Annotated in this window: 17 protein-coding genes; 3 read left to right on the plus strand and 14 right to left on the minus strand. The window is 40.4% G+C overall.

Annotated features, from left to right (window positions below):
- Positions 1–16: 16 nt before the first annotated feature.
- The 3 genes from yajC to queA all read right to left on the minus strand — a co-directional run bounded on the left by yajC (position 17) and on the right by queA (position 2677).
- Positions 17–352 (minus strand): preprotein translocase subunit YajC, encoded by a 336-nt coding sequence (gene yajC, locus AC0VZ5_RS13960; protein ID WP_010391747.1) that lies wholly within the window; start codon positions 350–352, stop codon positions 17–19.
- A gap of 26 nt (positions 353–378) precedes the next feature.
- The gene (gene tgt / locus AC0VZ5_RS13965; protein ID WP_475473328.1) at positions 379–1506 is read right to left on the minus strand and encodes a tRNA guanosine(34) transglycosylase Tgt; all 1128 of its coding nucleotides are present in this window, start codon (positions 1504–1506) and stop codon (positions 379–381) included.
- 139 nt (positions 1507–1645) lie between these two features.
- Entirely contained in the window at positions 1646–2677 is a 1032-nt protein-coding gene (gene queA / locus AC0VZ5_RS13970; protein ID WP_138606589.1) for a tRNA preQ1(34) S-adenosylmethionine ribosyltransferase-isomerase QueA, read from the minus strand.
- 256 nt (positions 2678–2933) lie between these two features.
- Between queA and AC0VZ5_RS13975 the strand changes: the two genes are divergently transcribed.
- Together AC0VZ5_RS13975 and AC0VZ5_RS13980 are read left to right on the plus strand one after the other, a co-directional pair.
- Positions 2934–5465: an EAL domain-containing protein gene (locus tag AC0VZ5_RS13975; protein ID WP_198523733.1), complete on the plus strand. Its 2532-nt coding sequence runs from the start codon at positions 2934–2936 to the stop codon at positions 5463–5465.
- A 187-nt stretch (positions 5466–5652) separates the two neighbouring features.
- Entirely contained in the window at positions 5653–5856 is a 204-nt protein-coding gene (locus tag AC0VZ5_RS13980) for a hypothetical protein (RefSeq protein ID WP_010391740.1), read from the plus strand.
- A 45-nt stretch (positions 5857–5901) separates the two neighbouring features.
- On the opposite strand, the gene AC0VZ5_RS13985 is transcribed toward AC0VZ5_RS13980, so the two are convergent.
- From AC0VZ5_RS13985 to AC0VZ5_RS14015, 7 genes are all read right to left on the minus strand, one after another.
- Complete coding sequence (locus tag AC0VZ5_RS13985) at positions 5902–6819, minus strand: hydrogen peroxide-inducible genes activator (protein WP_138606595.1); 918 nt, start codon at positions 6817–6819, stop codon at positions 5902–5904.
- 81 nt (positions 6820–6900) lie between these two features.
- The gene (locus AC0VZ5_RS13990) at positions 6901–8169 is read right to left on the minus strand and encodes an inorganic phosphate transporter (RefSeq protein ID WP_138606597.1); all 1269 of its coding nucleotides are present in this window, start codon (positions 8167–8169) and stop codon (positions 6901–6903) included.
- Between the two features lie 39 nt (positions 8170–8208).
- Positions 8209–8883 carry a TIGR00153 family protein gene (locus tag AC0VZ5_RS13995; RefSeq protein WP_008114817.1) on the minus strand — a complete coding sequence of 225 codons (675 nt, stop codon included), beginning with the start codon at positions 8881–8883 and terminating at the stop codon, positions 8209–8211.
- Positions 8884–9033: 150 nt separating this feature from the next.
- Positions 9034–9735, minus strand: a complete 702-nt coding sequence (phoU, locus tag AC0VZ5_RS14000; RefSeq protein ID WP_010391735.1) for a phosphate signaling complex protein PhoU — start codon at positions 9733–9735, stop codon at positions 9034–9036.
- A gap of 44 nt (positions 9736–9779) precedes the next feature.
- The gene (gene pstB, locus AC0VZ5_RS14005; RefSeq protein WP_008114812.1) at positions 9780–10607 is read right to left on the minus strand and encodes a phosphate ABC transporter ATP-binding protein PstB; all 828 of its coding nucleotides are present in this window, start codon (positions 10605–10607) and stop codon (positions 9780–9782) included.
- A gap of 19 nt (positions 10608–10626) precedes the next feature.
- A complete protein-coding gene (pstA, locus tag AC0VZ5_RS14010; RefSeq protein WP_475473333.1) occupies positions 10627–12276 on the minus strand; it encodes a phosphate ABC transporter permease PstA in 1650 nt (549 codons plus the stop codon).
- Between the two features lie 15 nt (positions 12277–12291).
- Positions 12292–14526 carry an ABC transporter permease subunit gene (locus tag AC0VZ5_RS14015; RefSeq protein ID WP_475473335.1) on the minus strand — a complete coding sequence of 745 codons (2235 nt, stop codon included), beginning with the start codon at positions 14524–14526 and terminating at the stop codon, positions 12292–12294.
- A 421-nt stretch (positions 14527–14947) separates the two neighbouring features.
- On the opposite strand from AC0VZ5_RS14015, the gene AC0VZ5_RS14020 reads away from it, so the two are divergent.
- Positions 14948–15454 (plus strand): glycine cleavage system transcriptional repressor, encoded by a 507-nt coding sequence (locus tag AC0VZ5_RS14020; protein ID WP_010391731.1) that lies wholly within the window; start codon positions 14948–14950, stop codon positions 15452–15454.
- Positions 15455–15524: 70 nt separating this feature from the next.
- On the opposite strand, the gene AC0VZ5_RS14025 is transcribed toward AC0VZ5_RS14020, so the two are convergent.
- The 4 genes from AC0VZ5_RS14025 to AC0VZ5_RS14040 all read right to left on the minus strand — a co-directional run bounded on the left by AC0VZ5_RS14025 (position 15525) and on the right by AC0VZ5_RS14040 (position 22064).
- Entirely contained in the window at positions 15525–15980 is a 456-nt protein-coding gene (locus AC0VZ5_RS14025) for a hypothetical protein (RefSeq protein ID WP_138606602.1), read from the minus strand.
- Positions 15981–16124: 144 nt separating this feature from the next.
- Entirely contained in the window at positions 16125–19241 is a 3117-nt protein-coding gene (locus tag AC0VZ5_RS14030; RefSeq protein WP_475473338.1) for an efflux RND transporter permease subunit, read from the minus strand.
- Positions 19242–19249: 8 nt separating this feature from the next.
- Positions 19250–20749 carry an efflux RND transporter periplasmic adaptor subunit gene (locus tag AC0VZ5_RS14035; protein WP_475473340.1) on the minus strand — a complete coding sequence of 500 codons (1500 nt, stop codon included), beginning with the start codon at positions 20747–20749 and terminating at the stop codon, positions 19250–19252.
- Complete coding sequence (locus tag AC0VZ5_RS14040) at positions 20739–22064, minus strand: TolC family protein (protein ID WP_475473342.1); 1326 nt, start codon at positions 22062–22064, stop codon at positions 20739–20741. The genes AC0VZ5_RS14035 and AC0VZ5_RS14040 overlap by 11 nt, the downstream gene beginning before the upstream one ends.
- Between the last annotated feature and the right edge of the window lie 83 nt (positions 22065–22147).

Genomic DNA, 22147 nt, shown 5'->3' on the forward strand with positions numbered 1-22147 from the left:
GTCGTCCTTATTATTTTTATAGCGACTTCATTGTGCCTTTAGGCAATACAGCAGATACTGCTGATTTTTGTACTGTTACTTCTGCTTGCTCATTTAATGAGATCACGATGAAGTCTTTATCTTCAGCAATTTTTACGATTTTACCCACTAAACCACCTTGGGTTAGCACTTCATCGCCTTTTGCCATCGCGCTCATTAAGCTTTTATGCTCTTTTACGCGCTTTGCTTGTGGGCGGTAAATTAAAAAGTAAAAAACCAAACCAAAAATCGCTAACATAATTAGCATTTCCATACCGCCGCCTGCAGCAGGTGCACCAGCGCTTGCATGCGCGTTTGAAATAAATAAACTCATAATACTTCCTCTTTAATTTTTAAATTTTAATTTGTTGTATCAGCTAGCTCTGGCACTTCTTGGCCTCGGCGAGCGTAAAAATCGTGGACAAATGTCTCTAGTTGACCTTCGCTAATAGCATTACGCAAACCTTCCATAACACGTTGATAGTATCGTAAGTTATGGATAGTGTTTAGTCGTGCACCCAAAATTTCGTTACATTTGTCTAAATGATGCAAGTAGGCACGCGAATAATTTTTACAGGTATGGCAATCACACTCTGGATCAAGTGGACCAGTATCTGTTTTATGCACTGCGTTACGGATTTTAATGGTACCCGTTGTAATAAATAAATGACCATTACGTGCATTACGCGTTGGCATTACACAGTCAAACATATCAATACCACGACGAACCGACTCAACTAAGTCTTCTGGCTTGCCTACACCCATTAAATAACGTGGTTTGTTTTCTGGCATTTTATAAGCACAATGGTCAAGAATATTAATCATTTCATTTTTAGGTTCACCAACCGATAAACCACCAAGTGCATAGCCATCAAAACCAATCTTTTCAAGGCCCGCTTGTGATTGTGCACGAAGCTCAGGATACATACCGCCTTGAATAATACCAAACAATGCTGACGGGTTGTCGCCATGCCCTTCTTTTGAGCGCTTAGCCCAACGAAGAGAAAGCTCCATAGAGTCTTTGGCTTCTTTTTCAGTGGCAGGATATGGCGTACATTCGTCAAATATCATCACGATATCTGAGCCAAGATCACGCTGCACTTCCATTGATTTCTCTGGCGACATCATAATTTGATCACCATTAACTGGCGATTGGAACATTACGCCTTCTTCAGTGATTTTACGCATTGCGCCAAGGCTAAATACTTGGAAACCGCCTGAGTCAGTAAGAATTGGGAAGTCCCAGTTCATAAAATCGTGTAAATCACCATGCTGTTTGATGATTTCAGTACCTGGACGCAACATTAAGTGAAATGTATTGCCTAAACAGATTTGTGCACCCGTTGCTTTAACTTCATCAGGTGTCATGCCTTTAACCGTGCCATAAGTGCCTACAGGCATAAACGCTGGTGTTTCTATTACACCTCGGTCAAAAATCAAGCGACCGCGGCGTGCTTTGCCATCGGTGCAGTCTAATTCAAATTTCATAATATCCTCTGTGTCGGAAAAACAGTCCAACAAGCTATAATTTAACCGCTCGATTCTACCCTTTTTACCACCCTATTACTATTAGCAGTGATAAATTCACTGTGCTTAGGAGTAAAATAAAAACCGATAACGCTGTAAATTATTTACGGGTCAAAAACATCGCATCGCCATAGCTAAAAAAGCGATACTGTTGTTCAATCGCAGTATTGTAAGCACCCATAATATTGTCTTGCCCTGCAAAGGCACTGACCAGCATAATTAGGGTTGATTCAGGTAAATGGAAGTTGGTGACCATGGCATCAACAACGTTAAATTGATAACCTGGGAAAATAAAAATATCGGTATCACCAAAGTAAGTATCTAACTTGCCGCCATGTATTTTTGCTGCCGACTCTAGTGAGCGAACTGAAGTTGTACCTACCGCAATCACACGCCCGCCTTTAGCTTTAGTGTTTGCAACCGCATCCACCACAGCTTGCGGTACTTCAATATATTCAGAGTGCATGATGTGCTCATCAACACTTTCAACCCTAACTGGCTGGAATGTACCTGCACCAACATGCAAGGTAACAAACGCCATTTGTACGCCTTTATTTTCAAGCGCAGCCATGAGTTTATCGTCAAAATGAAGGCCTGCGGTTGGTGCAGCTACGGCGCCTGGCTTTTCACCATATACTGTTTGGTATCGCTCTCGGTCCGCTTCATTATCTGGGCGATCAATGTAAGGAGGAAGCGGCATATGGCCAACATCATTTAAAATGTCGAGCACATTTTCACTGCGGTCAAACTCAAGCTCAAATAACGTATCGTGGCGTGCCACCATAATGGCTTTTGCTTTGCCCTCTAAAATGAGTACATTGCCCGGTTTTGGCGATTTACTAGCACGAATGTGCGCAAGAACCCGGTGTTCGTCTAATACACGCTCTACCAGCACCTCAACCTTACCTCCTGATTCTTTTTGACCAAACATACGCGCAGGTATTACTTTGGTGTTGTTAAAAACCAATAAGTCGTTTTCGTTAACCAGTTCAAGAATGTCACTAAATATTTTATGCTCAACAGCACCGCTCGGCCCATCTAAGCTCAATAAACGGCTACTGGTTCTGTCTGCTTTAGGAAAACGAGCAATTAATTCATCAGGTAAGTCAAAGCTAAAATCAGCTACGCGCATTGTTAGAATTCCACATCATTTAAAATCGCGCCAAGTGTATATCTATACTTAAACAACCACAAGGTACGTGCTAAATTACACTATAATGGTATTGCTCAATAAACTTATTTATTAAATTAAGTCAATTATTACTACAAATATATTTAAGATTGATCGTTAGATTTAAGGCCGCTCTATAATAAATACGCTTGTTCTTAGCACTAAATATCATTACTCTTACAGTTTTACGATCTGCATTTCTCGGAGTGGTACCTAAGTGGCAAAACAGCTTAAATTGCTAATATTAAATGCAAGTAATGATGAGCGCCAGACTATACGTGCCACGCTGGAGAGGCTTAGTGTGTTTGAGTTTATTGAAGCCTCAGACAGCCAAGATGCGTTAAAAATCTTAAAGAACCAAAGCGTAAATATAATCATAACCGGATTAGATGTAGGTAAAATTGATGGCTGGCGGTTTTCACGTATGATCCGCTCTGGTTTACTTAACACGCCGAAAAATACGCCTATTTTACTTATTCCGCCCATTTATTGTGAGCGTATCGCCGAAACTACCGCACGTAGCTATGGTATAGATGCGGTGCTGCCTTTTGAACGCCAAGATATATTGCCGCAAATACTAGCAAACGTGTTGTCGAGCCATTTAGAAAAAAGTAGTCGCTTAAACCTATTGTTATTAGAACCCTTTGCCAGCAGAGCAAATGATATGAGTGAACAGTTAAAGCTAAACTTTGCAATTACTCATGTTACTAACGAAAAAGCTGCGCTCAGTGCCTATAATCAACAGCCGTTTGCTATCGTGCTACTTGATGCCACTGCAGCACAAGCTGAGAGTTCAAATCAATTAGTAGAAAAGATTTTGCAGCATAACCCTCAGCAAGCCATTGTTACTATTATTGATAAAAACGATGCTGATTACGCTGAGCAGTTATTACTTTCTGGCGTTACCGACTTTATTCGCGCCCCTTACGATCCCTCATTTTTAAATAAAGTCTGTGATCATGCAGCGCGTCGTGAAGACTTCATGGTGAGCTATGCTGAGTTTGCTAACAAAGTGCAGCAATTAAGTATTAGTGAAGTAAAATATCGCGACCTGTTTTCAGCACATCAGCGTATTTTATTGCACTTAAACACGGTTGTACTTGAACTAGACCAACAAGGGAATATTCGCTTTATAAACCCTGCGTGGGAATCTCTGAGCGGCTTTGGAGTTAAGTCGACCTTACAACAACCACTCACTGCATTTTGTACCACTGAACATAAACAGTCATTACAATCAACCATTGATGATATTTTACAAGGTGGTGCGAACAAACAAAAAATAGAAGTTAAGCTGAGCCAAAAAAATGGTAACTCAGTGTGGGTAGAATGTCGGCTTCAGTTAATAAAAAATAGCAGCAACAACGCCACTATCACCGCCACACTCGATAACATTCATGAGCGCAAACAAGCAGAGTTGCAATTGCGCCATTTAGCCCTGCATGACACCTTAACAGGACTACACAACCGTTATTATTTTGACCAACAGCTTAACTATATTTGCCAGAGCGAAAACACCCATACAAATATTGAACATGCGCTTATTTATATTGACCTTGACCACTTTAAAATAATAAATGACAGTAAAGGCCACCAACAAGGTGACATTGTTTTAAAAGAAGTAGCGCAGCTATTTATTGCCAATATTAGTAATGAGCATCTAATCTGCCGTGTCGGTGGCGATGAGTTTGCGGTGATACTTAAAAATACCAATTTATTGGATGCACATTTAATTGCAGAAGGGATTTGTAGTGCCATTGAAGGCAACCAATTTAAATCTGAAGAGCAAATCTATTCAATTAGTTGCTCGATTGGTTTAACCCAAATTACCGCTGATAACTGCGATCCAAATGAATGCTTAAAGCAGTCAGATATTGCGTTATATATTGCTAAAAATTTAGGCCGTAACTTAGTACACTGTTATTCAAAACAAGATGGTGAGAACAATGCGCTGCAAACGGGTTTAGAGTGGGGCCATGGGGTACGTCAAGCACTCCAACAAGACAGTATAGAGCTTCATTATCAACCCATTTGGGATTTTAAAACAAATCAGGTTGCCTACTTTGAAGTACTGCTAAGGTTAAAGCTAGACGACGAACTTATTTACCCTAATCAATTTATTCCCTCATTGGAAATGCTCAACGATACCTTTTTAATGGACCAATGTGTTATTCGTAACAGCATTGCGAGTGTTGCTGCACATCCAGAGCTTCTTCAGATTGCAATAAACTTATCGGCACAATCATTTTTAGATGAACGTTTGCTGCCATTAATAGAGTCGACCCTTGAGAAGTATCAAGTGTCTCCTGCGAAAATTATTTTTGAAATAACCGAATCGGCCAGTATTAATAATTTAGCGGCGACACGAAAAATGATTGAACGACTAAATAATTTAGGTTGCCACTTTTCAATTGATGACTTTGGCACCGGCTTCAGTACATTTAATTACCTTAAACAATTACCAGCCCAACACGTAAAAATTGACGGCTCATTTGTTCGCGATATGCTCAATGACTCCATTGATTTAGCGCTAGTGAAAGCCATAAATGACATCAGTCGCTCACTAGATAAGCGCTCTGTTGCTGAATATGTAGAAACCGCAGAAGTATTTTTTGCACTTAAAGAAATTGGTATCGACTATGGGCAAGGCTACTTTATTGCTCGCCCTGTACCAATTGACAAGGTACTGATTGAGTTAGAGAAAATTAAAAACAACCCTATTTTTTATCAAGACACCCTCACGTCACTATAAACATTAATAAACAAATTTAAGCAATTTATTACTTTCAAATTTGCCCATCTAACCTATACTTTGCTTATCGGCAGCACAATGTCATGAAAATTAAGTGATTACCTTGATTTTACGTGACATCTTTATTTCTTATCGTCTAGATGTCTATACTGTTAAAGGTGGACATAGGGGCATAAGGAGGACGTTTATGACGCAACTAATCACGTTATTATTGTTTATACACTTTGCTATTGCGCTTCAATGTTACAAGTATGCCCAGATTAAAGGCTACCCTGTAAAAACCTTCACAGTGCTTGGGCTAGTCCCGTACTTTAATGTTGTTGTATGGGTTTACTTACTATTTTTACCGCCGCTAGAGAGCTACCACAGCCAGCATAAGCAGCCTCTATAATTCCCCGTGTTATTTAGCGTATTAATTAAAATACGCTTTTTTTACCTATTTAAAATCAACACTACACTGCTTTTTCAAAAAGACCTCTAATTGTTGGCTAAACAATTTAAAGTCACGAATGCGCCCTGTTGTTTTACGCCACAATACACCAATATCGCGATAGGCATCACCTTGCGATGGCGTAGCTAGCATGTTTTTGTTTTCTAAAATACCTGCATTAATCGCCATTTGCGGCAAAAACGTCACGCCAAGTTTATACTCAACCATACTCAATAAAGTATGTAAGCTAGCCGCCTCAAAGGGATTTATACAGCTAGAGCGATTTAAATGGCACGCACTGAGCGCATGCCCTGTCATACAATGCTCTCGCTCAAGTAAAAATACACTGGCTTCTGGTAATAAATTAAAGTCTTCAATGCCTTTGGCTGGCGTGTAATCTTTATGGTGCACTAAACTAAAGTGATCTTGTGCTAATACTTGGGTATGAAATTTATCAGTTTCGTAAGGCAGCGCTAATAATGCTAAATCAATTTGCCCATGCTCTAACTTATCAAGCAACTTATCGCTGGTGTCTTCAATTAATACCAACTCTAAATCTACAAATACTTGCTGACAAAAGTGATACAAAGGCGCTGCAATAAAGCTTGCAATAGTAGGAATAACACCTACCGTTAATGTGCCACTAAGCGGTGTTAAAAAGCTTTTAGTTAACTCTTTTAAACTAATAGTATCGTTGATTATTTTTCTTGAACGCTCAACCACCTCTTCACCAATAGTGGTAAACATTAGGCTGCGATTTTCTCGCTCTATAAGCTGACATCCTAAAGTCTCCTCTAGGTTTTGAATCGCAGTACTGAGCGTTGACTGACCAATAAAGCAGGCACTTGCTGCTCGGCCAAAATGTTGATGTTGATGTACAGCTAATAAATACTGCAGCTGTTTAATACTAGGGAGATTGGTCATTTTTCTTTCCACAAATAAAAAGACCCCAACACCAAGGGCATTGAGATCTTTTCAAGCTAAAAGTCTTTTAAGTACTTTTTATTAAACCCCAAAAGCGGTTCTTAGTACGTAGAAAATAACAATAGCAAGGGCAGCACCAACTGGCAATGTAATTACCCAAGAAACTACAATATTTCTTATTACACCCATATTTAGTGCGGCAATACCACGTGCCATACCTACACCCAACACAGCGCCTACTAGGGTTTGTGTGGTTGAGATAGGTAAGCCTGTGCCCGATGCTATAACAACGGTAGAGGCAGCGGCTAATTCAGCAGCAAAACCACGGCTTGGTGTTAAATGAGTAATACCTTCACCAATGGTTTTAATTACTTTTTTGCCTAAAATAGCAAGACCGGCAACAATACCAAAACCACCTAGTGGTAATATCCACCAAGCAATAGCCGCTTTCTTAGCAATTTCACCGTTGTTTTCAACAATGTTTACAACTGCTGCTAGAGGTCCAATTGCATTAGCAACGTCGTTAGAACCATGGGCAAATGCCATACAACAAGCGGTTAGTACCATAAGTACCGCAAATACTTTTTCTACATTGTTAAACTGCATTTCTCTATCCGCTTTAGGATCGATATTTAAACGAGAAATAGCAATTTTACCGATAACAGCAACCAGTACCGCTATACCAATAGAAATAGCAAAACCTTCAACAGTACCTAAATTAATACCAATGTGCTTTAAGCCTTTCTTAATGGTCACTAGTGCCATAATAAAGCCAGCTAAACCCATGTATATTGGGACAAAGCGCTTTGCATTTTTAAGTGGAGCGTCGGTATCAAAAATCAGCTTTTGCGCACTCATAAATATTAAGTAAGCTATGAAACCTGATATCGCCGGCGTTACAATCCAGCTACCTACAATACCAGCAACTTTACCCCATTGAATAGCCTCGGTGCCCACAGCAACAAGAGCAAAACCAATGATCGCGCCAATGATTGAATGAGTAGTTGATACCGGCCAGCCTAAAAACGAGGCCATTAATAACCAACTGCCCGCGGCAAATAAAGAGGCGATCATACCTAGAACCATCAGTTCAGGAATGTCGGCAAATGGGGCAGCATCAATAATTCCTTTACGAATTGTTGATGTTACTTCACCACCGGCTAAATAAGCACCTGCGAATTCAAAAATCATCGCGATAAAAATCGCTTGTTTAATAGTAAGTGCTTTTGAACCTACTGATGTACCCATCGCGTTGGCAACGTCGTTTGCGCCAATACCATAAGCCATAAAAAAGCCGACTGCTGCGGCAATTAAAATTAATACCGTGCCGTAAGATGCAATGATATCCATTGTGTAACCTTAATCTTTCGTGTTTGAACTGATTTTAAATTAACGAGCTAACATCAGCTCAAGACGTGATCCTACGCGCTCTGCAATATCTGCAAGCTCACCGACCCATTCAATGATTTTGTATAAAAACATCACATCAACTGGATTTAGCTCACTTTCTACTTTACGTAGCTGGCGGCGTATTCTAATTTGCATTTCATCCGTGTCTTGTTCTATGGCATCCAATTCTACGAGCATTTTTTCAACCAGAGTTACTTCCCTGCCTTTAAAGCCCGTTTCTAACAATTCTTCTAATTCATTGATCGCTTTAGATGCTTGTTTAGTTGCATCGACACAACGAGTGACATATGCCAAAAAGTCCTCTTGGATCTCTTTTGGTATGATCATTTCACGACCAATTACACGCCCAGCAATATCTTTTGCTTTGTTAGCAATTTTGTCTTGTTGGGTTACTAATTCGAGCAGATCTGTACGCTCTACTGGCATAAATAGCCCGCCAGGTAGTTGTAAACGTATAGTTCTTTTCATTTCATCAGCTTCACGTTCTAAATTACGAATGGTTAAACGTAGCTCTTCTGCTTGTTGCCACTCTTCTTTAAAAACATGATTAAAAAAAGGTATCAAACTTTCGCTAGCTTGATGAGCCTTCCTGATGTGTTCTTCTATTGGTTTTATAGGGGATTTAGCAAAAACACCTAAAAAATTTGTTGGCATAACTGACCCTTTAATCAATTCAATATGCTGTTCAGCCTGAATTTTACAGCATTAAGCTAGATTGTGAACGCTTTTTCTCATTCAATTATTTACAAAAAATAAAAAAGGCAGTGTATTACTGCCTTTGATATTTTTTGGTTATTCGTATCACTACAGTGATTTTTCAATATCTTCTTGAGATGTATGACGAATATCTTTGCCGTTTACAAAATAAATGACATATTCAGCGATGTTTTGACAACGATCGCCGATACGCTCTAATGAGCGAACAGACCATACTAAATCCATAATTTTTGGAATTGAGCGCGGATCTTCCATCATGTAGGTCATTATTTGACGAGTAATTGCTTCATACTCTCTATCTACTTTAGCATCCTCTTTATGCACTTCAAATGCGCGTTGCACATCCATACGTGCAAATGCATCTAAAACGTCATGCAACATTTTAGATACTTGGCGACCCATATTTTCAATGTTTACTAATAAATCTTGTTGATCCTTAGTAAATGAGTCTAGTGCAACTTTAGCAATTCGCTTAGCTTCATCGCCAATTCTTTCTAAATCAGCAATGGTTTTTGCTATTGCAATTACTAAACGCAAATCACTGGCTGCAGGTTGGCGCTTTGCAATAATACGGGTGCAATCTTCATCAATACTGACTTCCATTGCATTAACTTTATAGTCGTTTTCACGTACTTTTTGTGCTAATACCGCATCGTTTTGGCTTACTGCATCAAGCGCACTATTAAGTTGCTGCTCAACTAATCCACCCATACTTAGTACATGGTTACGAACATCTTCTAGCTCTTGATTAAAACGACCAGAAATATGTTTATTAATGTTGTGTTCCATAATGACCTTCTTTAATAATTCATTGCTTTCGCGTTTTAACCCGACTAGCCGTAACGACCAGTAATATAATCTTCTGTTTTTTTCTTCGTAGGCGTCGTAAATAAAGTATTAGTATCTGAATACTCAATCAGCTCACCCATATACATAAACGCTGTTTGATCAGAAACACGAGCCGCTTGTTGCATGTTGTGAGTAACAATAACCACGGTAAACTTATTCTTTAAATCATTAATTAGCTCTTCGATTACTAAGGTTGAAATCGGGTCGAGTGCTGATGTTGGTTCATCAAGTAGTAATACCTCAGGCTCTATCGCAATAGAGCGGGCTATAACTAAACGTTGCTGCTGACCACCCGATAAACCAAATGCGCTATCGTGCAGTCGGTCTTTTACTTCATCCCAAAGAGCCGCACCACGTAGCGATTGTTCTACCACTTCATCTAGCTTACGCTTTTCTTTAATGCCTTGCAGGCGAAGGCCGTAAACCACATTCTCATAAATTGATTTTGGAAATGGGTTTGGACGCTGAAACACCATGCCGACATTACGACGAAGGGCTGCAACATCAACGCTTTTATCGTAAATATTCTGTCCATGCAGCATGATTTCGCCTTCAATACGACAAATATCAACCAAGTCGTTCATGCGGTTAATACAACGTAATAAGGTTGATTTACCACAACCTGACGGGCCGATAAATGCTGTTACTTGGCCTTTAGGAATATTCATATTTACTTTACTCAGTGCTTGTTTATCACCGTAGTAAAGGTCGAGATCTTTAATTTCTAGCGCTTTTTGTTCGTCTGTTAAATTATTTAAATCTAACTTCAAGCTTGGCTTTGCTTGGTTTACTTTTGGAGCGACTGTAATCATGTTTGTTACCTATACTAAATTAATGCTCAAGCGATCTGAATTTTTCACGTAAATGGTTACGTATACCAATGGCTGTGATGTTAAGGGTAATAATAACCGACACTAACAAAAAGGCCGTTGCATATACCAGTGGACGCGCCGCTTCAACGTTCGGACTTTGAAAGCCAACATCGTAAATATGAAAACCTAAGTGCATGAACTTTCTGTCTAAATGTATATATGGGAAGTTACCATCAAGCGGTAACGTTGGCGCCATTTTTACCACACCCACCAGCATAAGCGGTGCAACTTCACCCGCAGCACGAGCAACCGCTAAAATTAATCCCGTCATAATTGCAGGGCTGGCCATAGGAATAATGATTCGCCATAGCGTTTCTACCTTAGTCGCACCCAGTGCTAATGAACCATCGCGTACTGTACTAGGAATACGAGATAAACCTTCTTCGGTTGACACTATTACCACAGGCAACGTTAATATAGCCAAGGTAAGTGCCGACCACATCACGCCAGGAGTACCAAATACAGGGGTAGGCGATGACTCAGGATAAAATAATTGGTCAACACTACCACCAACCATATAAACAAAGAAACCTAAGCCAAATACGCCGTATACAATAGACGGAACACCCGCCAAGTTAATAACCGCAATACGGATCATTTTAGTAATTGCGTTTTTAGCCGCATACTCATGTAAGTAAATAGCAGCAACCACGCCAAATGGCGTTACAATCACAGCCATTAACATCACCATAAATACCGTACCAAAAATAGCAGGAAATACGCCACCTTCGGTATTGGCTTCACGTGGGTCATCTGAAACAAACTTACCTAACTGCACAAAGTAATGACCTAGTTTAGCAAAAAAGCCCATGTCGTTTGGAAACCATACGTCCAACACTTGATATAGCGGGATTGTAACAACCTCACCACGCATATCTTTTACGGTTACTTGGTCACGTTTAGCTTGTTTACGCAGTGCAAATAGCTCTTTTTCTAATTCGCCATATTGCGAACGTAAATCAGCACGCGCTTGAGCAAGTTCAGCAACACGCTCGTCGGTTAGCTTGTTATCAAGCAAGTAGGCTTTTTCCTGTAAACGTAAACGCTCTAGCTCATAGTTAATATGCCCTATGTCGCCATTTTGTAAATCAAGCGCTTCGTCGTTTAAGTCAACCGCACGCTCTACAAGATCATGTAAGGTTTCAACTTTATCTGCTGTTACCGTCTGACCGTCTTTAATGACGCTTTCTACATACCCGTAGAAATTACCGTTTTTGCTGCGCTCAAACACCGCAAGCGCTTTAGGCGCTGAGCTTTGTTTGATATCGGTTTCGAGTATCCAGCGAAAATCTAAATCAACATACTCACGGTTACCTGTTTTAATTAGTAAACGCTCAACCTCGTCTTTTTCAAATTTAGAAACATCAATACCGGTTGCCGCTAAACGCGACTTAGGTACTAATTCACGGTCATAAACTTCACCAATAACGGTTTGCTTCGCAATTGAACCTTCAAGCTCATACTGCATAACTTGAGATGGCCAAAAAAAGCTTAGTCCCTTCCATGCAATCATGGCGAGTAAACCAATTACTGAAATTAAACTGATGCTGACAGCACCACCGGTCATCCAAATCCAAGGAGAACCAGACCTAAACCACTGCTTTACCATGTCGTGTTTCTCCACTTACATTGAGCTGTATTTTTCACGCAGCTGCTGACGAACAAACTCAGCAACTGTGTTGAAAATAAAGGTGAATATGAATAATACAAAGGCGGCTAAGAATAGAATTCGGTAATGCGAACTCCCTACTTCCGACTCAGGCATTTCGACGGCGATATTAGCGGCTAAGGTACGCATGCCTTGGAAAATACTCCAATCCATAATTGGGGTATTACCGGTAGCCATAAGTACAATCATAGTTTCGCCTACGGCACGGCCTAATCCCATCATTACTGCAGAAAAAATACCTGGGCTGGCGGTTAATAACACCACACGAATTAGGGTTTGCCACTGCGTAGCACCTAATGCTAACGAGCCATTTGATAAATGTTTAGGCACACTAAATACCGCATCTTCGGCAATTGAGAAAATAGTGGGAATAACCGCAAAGCCCATCGCGATACCCACTACTAATGAATTACGCTGATCGAAGGTCATGCCTAATTCATTAGTTAGGTATTGACGCACATTGCCATCAAACATCCATAACTCAATACTTTCGCTCATCGCAAACGACAACCAACCAATAAATAACACCACTGGTATTAATAAAATTGAATGTGAGCCTTCAGGGATTTTATGGCGAATAACCGCAGGTAATTTATTCCAGCCTAAAGCGGTTGCTAAAATACCCAATGGCAGTAACACCAGTAAACCAACAATAGCCGGCAAGTGCTCTTCAATTAAAGGCGCTAACCACAAGCCAGCTAAAAAGCCGAGTATTACCGTTGGCAGAGCTTCCATTATTTCAACCGTTGGCTTTACCACACGGCGCAATTCGCTCGACATAAAATAAGCAGTATAAATAGCGGCTGAAATAGCAATAGGTACAGCAAATAACATTGCGTACATAGCAGCTTTTAAAGTACCAAATGAAATTGGCACTAGTGAAAACTTCGATTCAAAATCATCACTGGCAGAAGTAGATTGCCAAATATAACCCGGCTCTGGGTAGCCTTCGTACCATACTTCTTGCCAAAGCGCTGACCACGTTACTTCTGGATGCTCGTTATGAATTTCTAAAACCGTTAGCTTATTATCAGCTAAAATTAGCGCCGCATTTGAACGCGGAGCAATGGCAAACTGCTCAATTGCACCATCACTGACTTTACCTTGCCATAGCTTTGCTTCACTGGTTGTGTAATAAAGCCCTAATTCACCATTTTGACCTGTTGTAAAAAAGGTGCGACGGTAAAACTCAGTAAAAATATTCAGCTTGCTTTGCTTAGTCGTTTCAAACGAACGGATTTTTTGAAATTCACGCCCTGCATCTGTATTGATTTCAAACCACTGGGATATTTCACCGTTATCATTGGCCAACATCAGTGAGTTTGCACCAGCCAATAGTTGTGATGACACTATATTCGCGTTTTCTTCATTGGCAGATAATAATTGAATTTGCTCAACTTCACTTGGATAGCGGGTATCGAATACGTAAATTTGATTGGCAGAACGAACAAATGTGCGGGTGGTATCTGGCGACATTAATAGCTCATCTACGCGACCATCAACGTTAAGTTCAGTGCGTTCCACTTGCCATTCGACTTCACCAGTAAACATATTTTCTTCGGCAACAAAGCTACTAAATACCACACGTTTATCGGCAGTAAGTGCCACAACGGCTGTTTTGTCTTCATAATGGCTAAAGGCAAAACGCTTAATAGCTGCACCTTGCTCATCAACTTCGAGTGCCATTTCTCCTAGTGGATAACCTAAACGCGGAGTTAATTTACGTTCATTATTAGGGAAGGTGACTAAAAACTTAGGTGCGACAATAGTTACGGTGCCATTTTCAAGGCCATACGCATAATGCCCTTGAAAAGGAGCACTGTTTGCAAAACTGGTTACCTGCGCGGATAAAGTGGCATTAAGTGTTTTTAGTTTTTTACCAAACTGTGCTTTATCAACACTGTAGAAGTTAACTTGACCTTGATCATCAAGTAAATATGCAACCTCAGTTTGCTCCTCGACACCAAGCCCTACAATTTGCTCAGCATTAGCAACATTAAAGCTAGCGCGCTTTTCAACTTTGGCTGACTCGAAAATGGGCTGCACTACATAAAGAAGGTAAAAGAAGATCAATAGCAGCGCTATTAATACCATTATACCGCCTGCGGTTATGCCAAACTTAGCAAACCGGTCTTTAAATAGACGGCTTCGATCCGTATTAAAAGTCGGTTTATTCGGATTTGAAGTCATCAAAACACCCTTATATCTTAACGTTGGGCGCATTATATTTCATCAAAGTGACAGTAATGTTACAGTCGTAATAATTCTTTACTTATAGAGAGTCTGTTCATCTTTGCAGATTAAATTTACAGCTTTTTGAGCAGGTTTTAGGCAAAATTACAACTTAGAATAATACTAAAGAATTATTTATTTTAGTGGTTATATTTATTTTTGCGTTATTAATGAACTAAATCAATTATTAATTGGACAAACTATTTATCCAAGACAATACTCAATGGGCATCTAATATAACAATAATAAAGTAACCTCCTAAGATGTAACAATCCTTTTGTGGTTAGCTTTTACATACATTTAGAATCAAATACATTAGATCGCATCACTTAATGCCTATGCATTTATTTTTTCATTTGGGCTTAAAAAGAGAACTATTATGAAGCAGTTGGTAATAACTATTTTAGGGGAAGATCGCCCCGGTTTAGTAGAAAGTATTTCATCGGTTATATTAGAAAACCATGGCAATTGGTTAAGCAGTAATTTGAGTCACTTACTCGGGCACTTTGCAGGCATTATACAGGTTGAAGTGGCTGAAGAGCATTTACAGACATTTCAAAATGCGCTCAATGGGCTTCCTAAGTTAGATGTTCGCATTGAAAAGGGCAACACTGAAATTGAGCCTGTAGAGCTTGAGCAACTTAATTTTGTGATCACCGGTAACGATCGCCCAGGTATAGTGCAAGAGCTAGCAAGTGTTATTCGCCATAAAGGCGCGAACATTACAAACTTAAACTCTAGGCAGCAAAGTGCGCCAAACTGGGGAGTGCCTATATTTAGTGCTGTTGCCACCGTGAGCCTACCTAACGGATTAAATAAAGAAGAAGTTATTAATGCACTTGAGTCAATTACAAGTGACTTAGTAGTGGATGTAGAGCAAAGCTAAATCTGCCCTACTAGTATGAACACGAAAAAGGCGCTAATTACAGCGCCTTTTTTATGCATAACACCCAGTGCTACATATCTACATGACGATTAATACTTTGCATCATCTGCTTCAGACCTTGCTCTTCGAGCTGTAAGATCTCCCCTAGCTTTTCTTGAGCCTCTGGTGACTGCGCTTTATCTGCCAAATAACTATATGCATTTAATACTTTTTGATGCTGCTGAGATAAATACTCTTGAATCGCTAATTCATCTAGCTCATTACTGCGATCTAAATCAGTAAAGCTAATGATTTCTGAGTGCTCTGAAAAATATTCATAACAATATGTATCTAAAGTATTTATTTCAGTGATTGCTTTAAACCCGATTAAATCCTCAGCAAGTTTTTTTTCATACTCAACACAATAATCAATTAACTGTTTGTTATGCTCTCCAAGTAAATCCCTTACGCTAAAAAAATTAGCCGCCATTTGTGTATGAAACTGAACGGTCCAATCGAACACTTCTTGAATTGTTTTAACTTGCATGTGCGTTCCTTACTTTTTAAAACTATTGATTAAATAGATGCGTGAATCATGCCAATAAGAAATTCAACAAAATCAGTAGATAAAGAAAAGATTACCTAACTTGTACTGATATTTTCAGTACAAGTTACATAATCAGTGTAAATATTATAGGTTGCGCTTTCGCCACAATAAATACACAGCAGGCAATACCAGCAATGTTAAAACAATGGCGCTAAACATACCGCCGACCATAGGAGCCGCTATTCGACTCATTACTTCACTGCCCGTGCCTGTACCATAAAGCACCGGTAATAAGCCAATAACTATGGTTGCCACTGTCATCATTACCGGACGTACTCGTAGACCCGCACCTTCTAGTATCGCCTGTTTAAGCTGCTCTATACTCAAGCTTTTACCAATTTTAGAAGCAGCCTCTATCTGCGCTTTATAGGCTTGATTTAAATACACCAACATTATAACGCCTATTTCTACGGCCACCCCAGCAAGGGCAATAAAGCCAACTCCTACAGCAACAGAGAAGTTAAAGCCCTCTAAGTACATCAGCCAGATACCTCCTATCATCGCCAGTGGTAAAGTCGCCATAATAATAAATACCTCGGTGAAACTTCTAAAGTTAAGGTAAAGCAATACTACAATAATGGCTAAGGTCAGCGGCAACACATAACTCAGTTTGGCTTTGGCACGCTCCATATATTCGTATTGCCCAGCCCAAGTTATAGAGTATCCAGCAGGTAAAATTAGCTGCTCATTTAGTAACTGCTGAGCATTTGCTACATAGCTACCAATATCTGTATCTTTAATATCAATAAAGCTCCAACCATTTAAACGGGCATTTTCACTTTTTATCCCAGGCGGGCCATCACTAATAAATACATCCGCCACATCAGCAAGTGCGATACGTTGACCCGTTGGAGTAACAATAGGTAAAAGCATCAGTTCTTCAGGGGAGTCACGGTACGCTTGCGGATAACGAAGATTTACAGGGTAGCGCTCTTGACCCTCAACCGTTTCAGTCACGTTCATGCCACCAATTGCGGTTGCGACTACTTGTTGCACATCAGCAATATTTAAACTGTAGCGCGCTGCTTTTTCACGGTTAATATCTACCTTAATATAACGTCCACCCGCTACACGCTCTGAGTAAACAGACGCCGTACCGGGAAGATCTTTAAGTAATACCTCTATTTGTTGACCTATTTTTTGAATTTCATTCAAATTAGGGCCCGCGACTTTTATACCCACAGGGGTTTTAATCCCTGTAGCCAGCATATCTATCCGCGTTTTAATTGGCATTACCCAAGCGTTCGTCAGCCCAGGAAACTTAACTAAAGCATCCAGCTCTTGTTTGAGCTTTTCAGTGGTCATGCCTTCGCGCCACTGATCCTTAGGCTTAAACTGTATAAAGGTTTCAATCATGGTCAGCGGTGCCGGATCGGTTGCCGTTTCCGCTCGTCCAATTTTACCAAATACGGTTTTCACCTCGGGCACAGTGGCAATCAATTTATCGGTTTGCTGCAATAGCTCGCGCGCCTTACCTATTGAAATTCCTGGATAAGTAGTCGGCATATACATTAGATCCCCCTCATCAAGAGGTGGAATAAATTCACTGCCTATTTTATTTATCGGATAAAAGCCCATTAAAGTAATAACTAGCGCAATCAGCAAGGTACTTTTCGGAAATTTTAATACTAGATTTAACAGCGGCTTATAACTATTTACCAGTAAACGGTTAACTGGATTTTTATTTTCAGAGATCACCTTACCCCGAATGAAATAACCCATCAGCACGGGTACTAAGGTAATTGCTAATCCAGCAGAAGCTGCCATTGCATAGGTTTTTGTGTACGCTAATGGCGCAAACATTCGCCCTTCCTGAGCTTCTAAAATAAATACCGGCATAAAGCTCACGGTAATGATTAATAGGCTAAAAAATAACGCAGGCCCAACTTCACTGGCAGAGTCAATCACCACTTGCCAACGGTTTTCATCTGTTAGCGGTTTTTTCTCCATATGCTTGTGCATGTTTTCAATCATCACAATCGCACCATCAGTCATAGCACCAATCGCAATAGCAATCCCGCCTAATGACATGATATTGGCGTTAATTCCCTGCCAATACATAATAATAAAAGCGGTGAGTATACCTAACGGTAAGGTAATAATAGCCACCAGCGATGAGCGTATATGAAATAAAAACACCACACACACTAAAGCCACTACAATAAGCTCTTCCATTAATTTAGAGGTGAGGTTATCAACTGCGTCTTTTATTAAGTGAGAGCGATCGTACACAGGTACAATTTCAACCCCCTCTGGTAGCCCTTTTTTAAGTGACTCTAATTTAGCTTTAACGAGCTCTATGGTTTTTTGCGCGTTTTCACCAAAGCGCATAACCACTACGCCACCTGCCACCTCGCCTTCGCCGTTAAGCTCGGCAACACCGCGGCGCATTTGCGGACCTAAACGCACATTAGCAACATCACGTAACTGTAGTGCAGTACCGTTAGCGTTTATACCTAAAGGAATGGCTTCTAAATCAGCAACACTTTTTACGTAGCCAGTACTGGTGACCATGTATTCAGCTTCTGCCATCTCAACTACCGATGCACCCATTTCTTGATTGCCTTGCTTAATGGCAGTTTGAATAAGGCTTAGCGGAATACCATAAGCACGAAGCTTATCGGGCTGAACATTTACTTGGTATTGTTTAACCATGCCGCCTACCGATGCCACTTCGGATACACCGGGTACAGTTTGCAGTTCAAATTTTAAAAACCAATCTTGTAAACTGCGTAATTGGCTGATGTCATGCTTACCTGTGGTATCAGTGAGTGCATATAAATACACCCAGCCAACGCCGGTGGCATCGGGCCCGAGCTCTGCAATTGCCGTACTAGGCAAACGGGCAGATACTTGACTTAGATATTCCTGAACACGGCTTCGTGCCCAGTATAAATCAGTGTCTTCGTCAAAAATAACGTACACGTAGGAGTCGCCAAAAAACGAAAAACCGCGTACTGTTTGCGCCCCAGGTACCGATAGCATTGCCGTGGTAATCGGGAATGTAACCTGATCTTGCACTACTTGCGGCGCTTGCCCAGGATAAGAGGTTTTAACAATAACCTGTACATCTGATAAATCGGGTAAGGCATCTACAGGCGTATTTTTTACAGCATACAAGCCACCACCAATCAGTATTGCGGTTAGTAACAAAACAAAAAAACGGTTAACAACAGACCAGCGAATAATTGCAGTAATCATAACCACTCCTAGTGATGCTGACTGTGCGTAGCATGCACAGGCGTTATTGTATGAATCACAAATTCACCTTGCTCAATGCTAAAGGTAAAAGTAACCTCATCGTTAGGCTTGAGCATCTCAGTCATTACATTTTTTGCTAGTATAAAGTCCATTGTTGCAGGTCCTCGGCCCCACTTTTCAATTGCCTCACGGCTGATATTCACAATACGATTATTAGCATCAATACTATTAATTACTCCATTCACAGTTGCCGTATTTGGGTTGGCATCACTCATTTGCATACTGTTATGCGAAACTGCTTGCATACGTTTAAAGTCAGAATTTTTACTCGACTCTGAATCAATTAAAAACTGTGCTGAAGTAACCACTTCATCGCCTGCCATAACACCTGATAAAATTTCGGTATTAGCCGCATCACTTCGCCCTAAAGTTACCTCGACCGATTTAAAACGACCTTCCCCAAGTGCAACTACAACACGGTTTTGGCTACCAGTGCGAATAACAGCTTCTTTAGGTACGATTAACTGTTTTTCAGCTACTTGACTATGAATACTGACTTGAGCAAACATATTAGGCTTTAACTGATGGCCTTGGTTATCAAAGCGCAAACGTACTCTTAAAGTACGATTTTTAGCATCTAAGGTAGGGTAAATATAATCCACTTGCCCTTGCCAGCGTTGGCCACTTAAATAATCGAGTGTCATGGTTACCGGCAAGCCAACACGAATAAGTTCTGCTTGGCGCTCAAATACCTCAGCCTCAACCCATACTTCATCAAGCTGAGCAATACTCATCATTGAGGTATCAGGTTTAACATAAAATCCTTCACGAATATTAAGCTCATCAACAACACCACCTTGGCGGGCATAAAATGTTATGTTTTGCAGTACTTGCTGACCTTTTTGCAGGCGTGAAATAAAGCCATCAGACACATTGAGTGATTTTAAACGGGCTTTAGCGGCACGAATTAGCACCGGATTATTACGCTTCAACGCTAAAACAAACTCTTCTTGTGCATTCACTAACTGTGGTGAATATAAGGTATAAAGTGGCTCATCTTGTTTAACCTGATCACCCGCGGCTTTAACGTATAAGGTTTCGACCCATCCCTCTACGCGCGGATGAATATGAATTAGCTGGTCTTGGTTGTATTGTACATAACCTACCGTGTTAACTTCATTTTCAAGTGCAGCAAACGCAACAGGGGTAGTACGCACACCTAAATTATTAATCACTGTGGGTGAAATTTTAATACTGCCTGGCCCTTCATTAGCCCCACGGTCTGACTCTTCGTAAACAGGCACTAAATCCATGCCCATGGGCGATAAACCAGGTTCATCTCGGCGATAATTACTGTCCATAGGTGCGACCCAATAAAGCGGCTCTTTTTTACTACTGGCTTTACTGTCAGTTGGCATAGAGTGCTCACTAGGTAAGCTTAATAATATCCCCGTAGTTAATGCCGCACTACATATAGCCACCAGTAATAATTTTAAATTAGTATTCATAGCTCGGCTCCTGCTGTGGTGTGTTTTTTAAGCTGGTATCATCAGCACTGGCGTAATAATTTAACCTTGCAATAATTATCTTTTGATCAACATGAATGTTTAGGGCGTCTATCTTGGCATTTAATTGACTAATACGCGCTTGCATCACATCTGAGAAATTACCATCATCGCGAGTGTAGGCATTTAGGGTCGCTTGAGCTTGCTCAGCCATTTGCGGCAGCAGCTTGGCTTGATAAAGTTCGGCGCGCTGATGAAGCCGCGCTAACTGGCTAACTTCCTTAAAGTACATCCCTTGTAGCTTTTTAAGGGCTATTAATTTTTGTGTTTTAGCTTCTTCGCTATCAGCAATGGCAGCATTTACTAGTTGGTCTTGGCGGTTATCGGTAAACAGCGGTAAATCAATACTTATACCCACAGAGAGAAGGTCTGCTCGCGAGCCACCCATTGGCATGTCATCACGATAACCGTACCCCATATTAACGCCAATTTGAGGTTTATAGCCTTGCTCAGCCACACTAATTTGAGTTTGCTTTGCCACTATTGCATTATCCATTGCCATAATTGCAGGGTGCTTTAATAGCATGGTCATTAATTGCTGATACTCTAACTCGGTGTAGTTTTTTAATGCTGTAAGCTCTGAAAAGTCATCACTGACAGGCAAGCTCAGCATAGCGATAGGCAACCATTGTGTTAGCCGCTTTTTAGCACCTTGTAGCTGCTGCTCCAGTTGCATTAATTTATCTTCAAGGCGGGTTAACTCTAATTGCGCTCGAATAATATCTTGTTGGCGTGTTTTGCCCACCGAGCTTACATAGCTTGATTCTGTAATATCAATGAGCTGGGTAAACAAAGCTTTATCTTGCTCAATTAGTGCAATGCTTCGTTGCGCTCTATAAGCATTGAGCCATGACTCAGTAACTATGGTTTTTACTTGCGCGAGTCTATCTTTACGCAGCCAAGGCTCTGCTGCAGCTGACTGAGAAAGGGCCTTTTGTTGAAGTGCTAGACTATCGCCTCGGCTCAGTGATTGGCTAATTCCCACCTTAAATTGGGTCATATTTTCTTGATCAAAAGCAAAACCATTAGTTGGTAGGTTCATTAACCCTAATGTAAGCACTGGATCAGGTAAGGTTCCTGCGGCAATACTTTTTGCTTCAATTGATGATTGTTTTTGCTTACTGGCTTTAAGCCAAGGCTCATGGTTTAAGGCATAGTTTATTGCCTCATTTAAACCTAGTTCAGCACTGTGTACAGAGACACTAATACTCAACAAGCTACTTATACACAAGGATTTTAATACTGCGAAGTGATTCATCACTTGCTCCACTTAAATTTAAAAATAACGAATGAAAACGATTAAATTTATAAGCAGATAGATGACAAAAAGCTAAATAACTA

It is taken from the genome of Pseudoalteromonas sp. QJM3NY_12 (assembly GCF_056173165.1).

Bases quoted from the DNA above. Each gene is read 5' to 3' on its own strand.
- pstA (WP_475473333.1), bottom strand. From the start codon at position 12,276: ATGGTAAAGCAGTGGTTTAGGTCTGGTTCTCCTTGGATTTGGATGACC.
- AC0VZ5_RS14035 (WP_475473340.1), bottom strand. From the start codon at position 20,749: ATGAATACTAATTTAAAATTATTACTGGTGGCTATATGTAGTGCGGCA.
- queA (WP_138606589.1), bottom strand. From the start codon at position 2,677: ATGCGCGTAGCTGATTTTAGCTTTGACTTACCTGATGAATTAATTGCT.
- phoU (WP_010391735.1), bottom strand. From the start codon at position 9,735: ATGGAACACAACATTAATAAACATATTTCTGGTCGTTTTAATCAAGAG.
- AC0VZ5_RS14040 (WP_475473342.1), bottom strand. From the start codon at position 22,064: ATGAATCACTTCGCAGTATTAAAATCCTTGTGTATAAGTAGCTTGTTG.
- yajC (WP_010391747.1), bottom strand. From the start codon at position 352: ATGAGTTTATTTATTTCAAACGCGCATGCAAGCGCTGGTGCACCTGCT.
- tgt (WP_475473328.1), bottom strand. From the start codon at position 1,506: ATGAAATTTGAATTAGACTGCACCGATGGCAAAGCACGCCGCGGTCGC.
- pstB (WP_008114812.1), bottom strand. From the start codon at position 10,607: ATGATTACAGTCGCTCCAAAAGTAAACCAAGCAAAGCCAAGCTTGAAG.
- AC0VZ5_RS14025 (WP_138606602.1), bottom strand. From the start codon at position 15,980: ATGCAAGTTAAAACAATTCAAGAAGTGTTCGATTGGACCGTTCAGTTT.
- AC0VZ5_RS13995 (WP_008114817.1), bottom strand. From the start codon at position 8,883: ATGCCAACAAATTTTTTAGGTGTTTTTGCTAAATCCCCTATAAAACCA.
- AC0VZ5_RS14030 (WP_475473338.1), bottom strand. From the start codon at position 19,241: ATGATTACTGCAATTATTCGCTGGTCTGTTGTTAACCGTTTTTTTGTT.
- AC0VZ5_RS13990 (WP_138606597.1), bottom strand. From the start codon at position 8,169: ATGGATATCATTGCATCTTACGGCACGGTATTAATTTTAATTGCCGCA.
- AC0VZ5_RS13980 (WP_010391740.1), top strand. From the start codon at position 5,653: ATGACGCAACTAATCACGTTATTATTGTTTATACACTTTGCTATTGCG.
- AC0VZ5_RS14020 (WP_010391731.1), top strand. From the start codon at position 14,948: ATGAAGCAGTTGGTAATAACTATTTTAGGGGAAGATCGCCCCGGTTTA.
- AC0VZ5_RS14015 (WP_475473335.1), bottom strand. From the start codon at position 14,526: ATGACTTCAAATCCGAATAAACCGACTTTTAATACGGATCGAAGCCGT.
- AC0VZ5_RS13985 (WP_138606595.1), bottom strand. From the start codon at position 6,819: ATGACCAATCTCCCTAGTATTAAACAGCTGCAGTATTTATTAGCTGTA.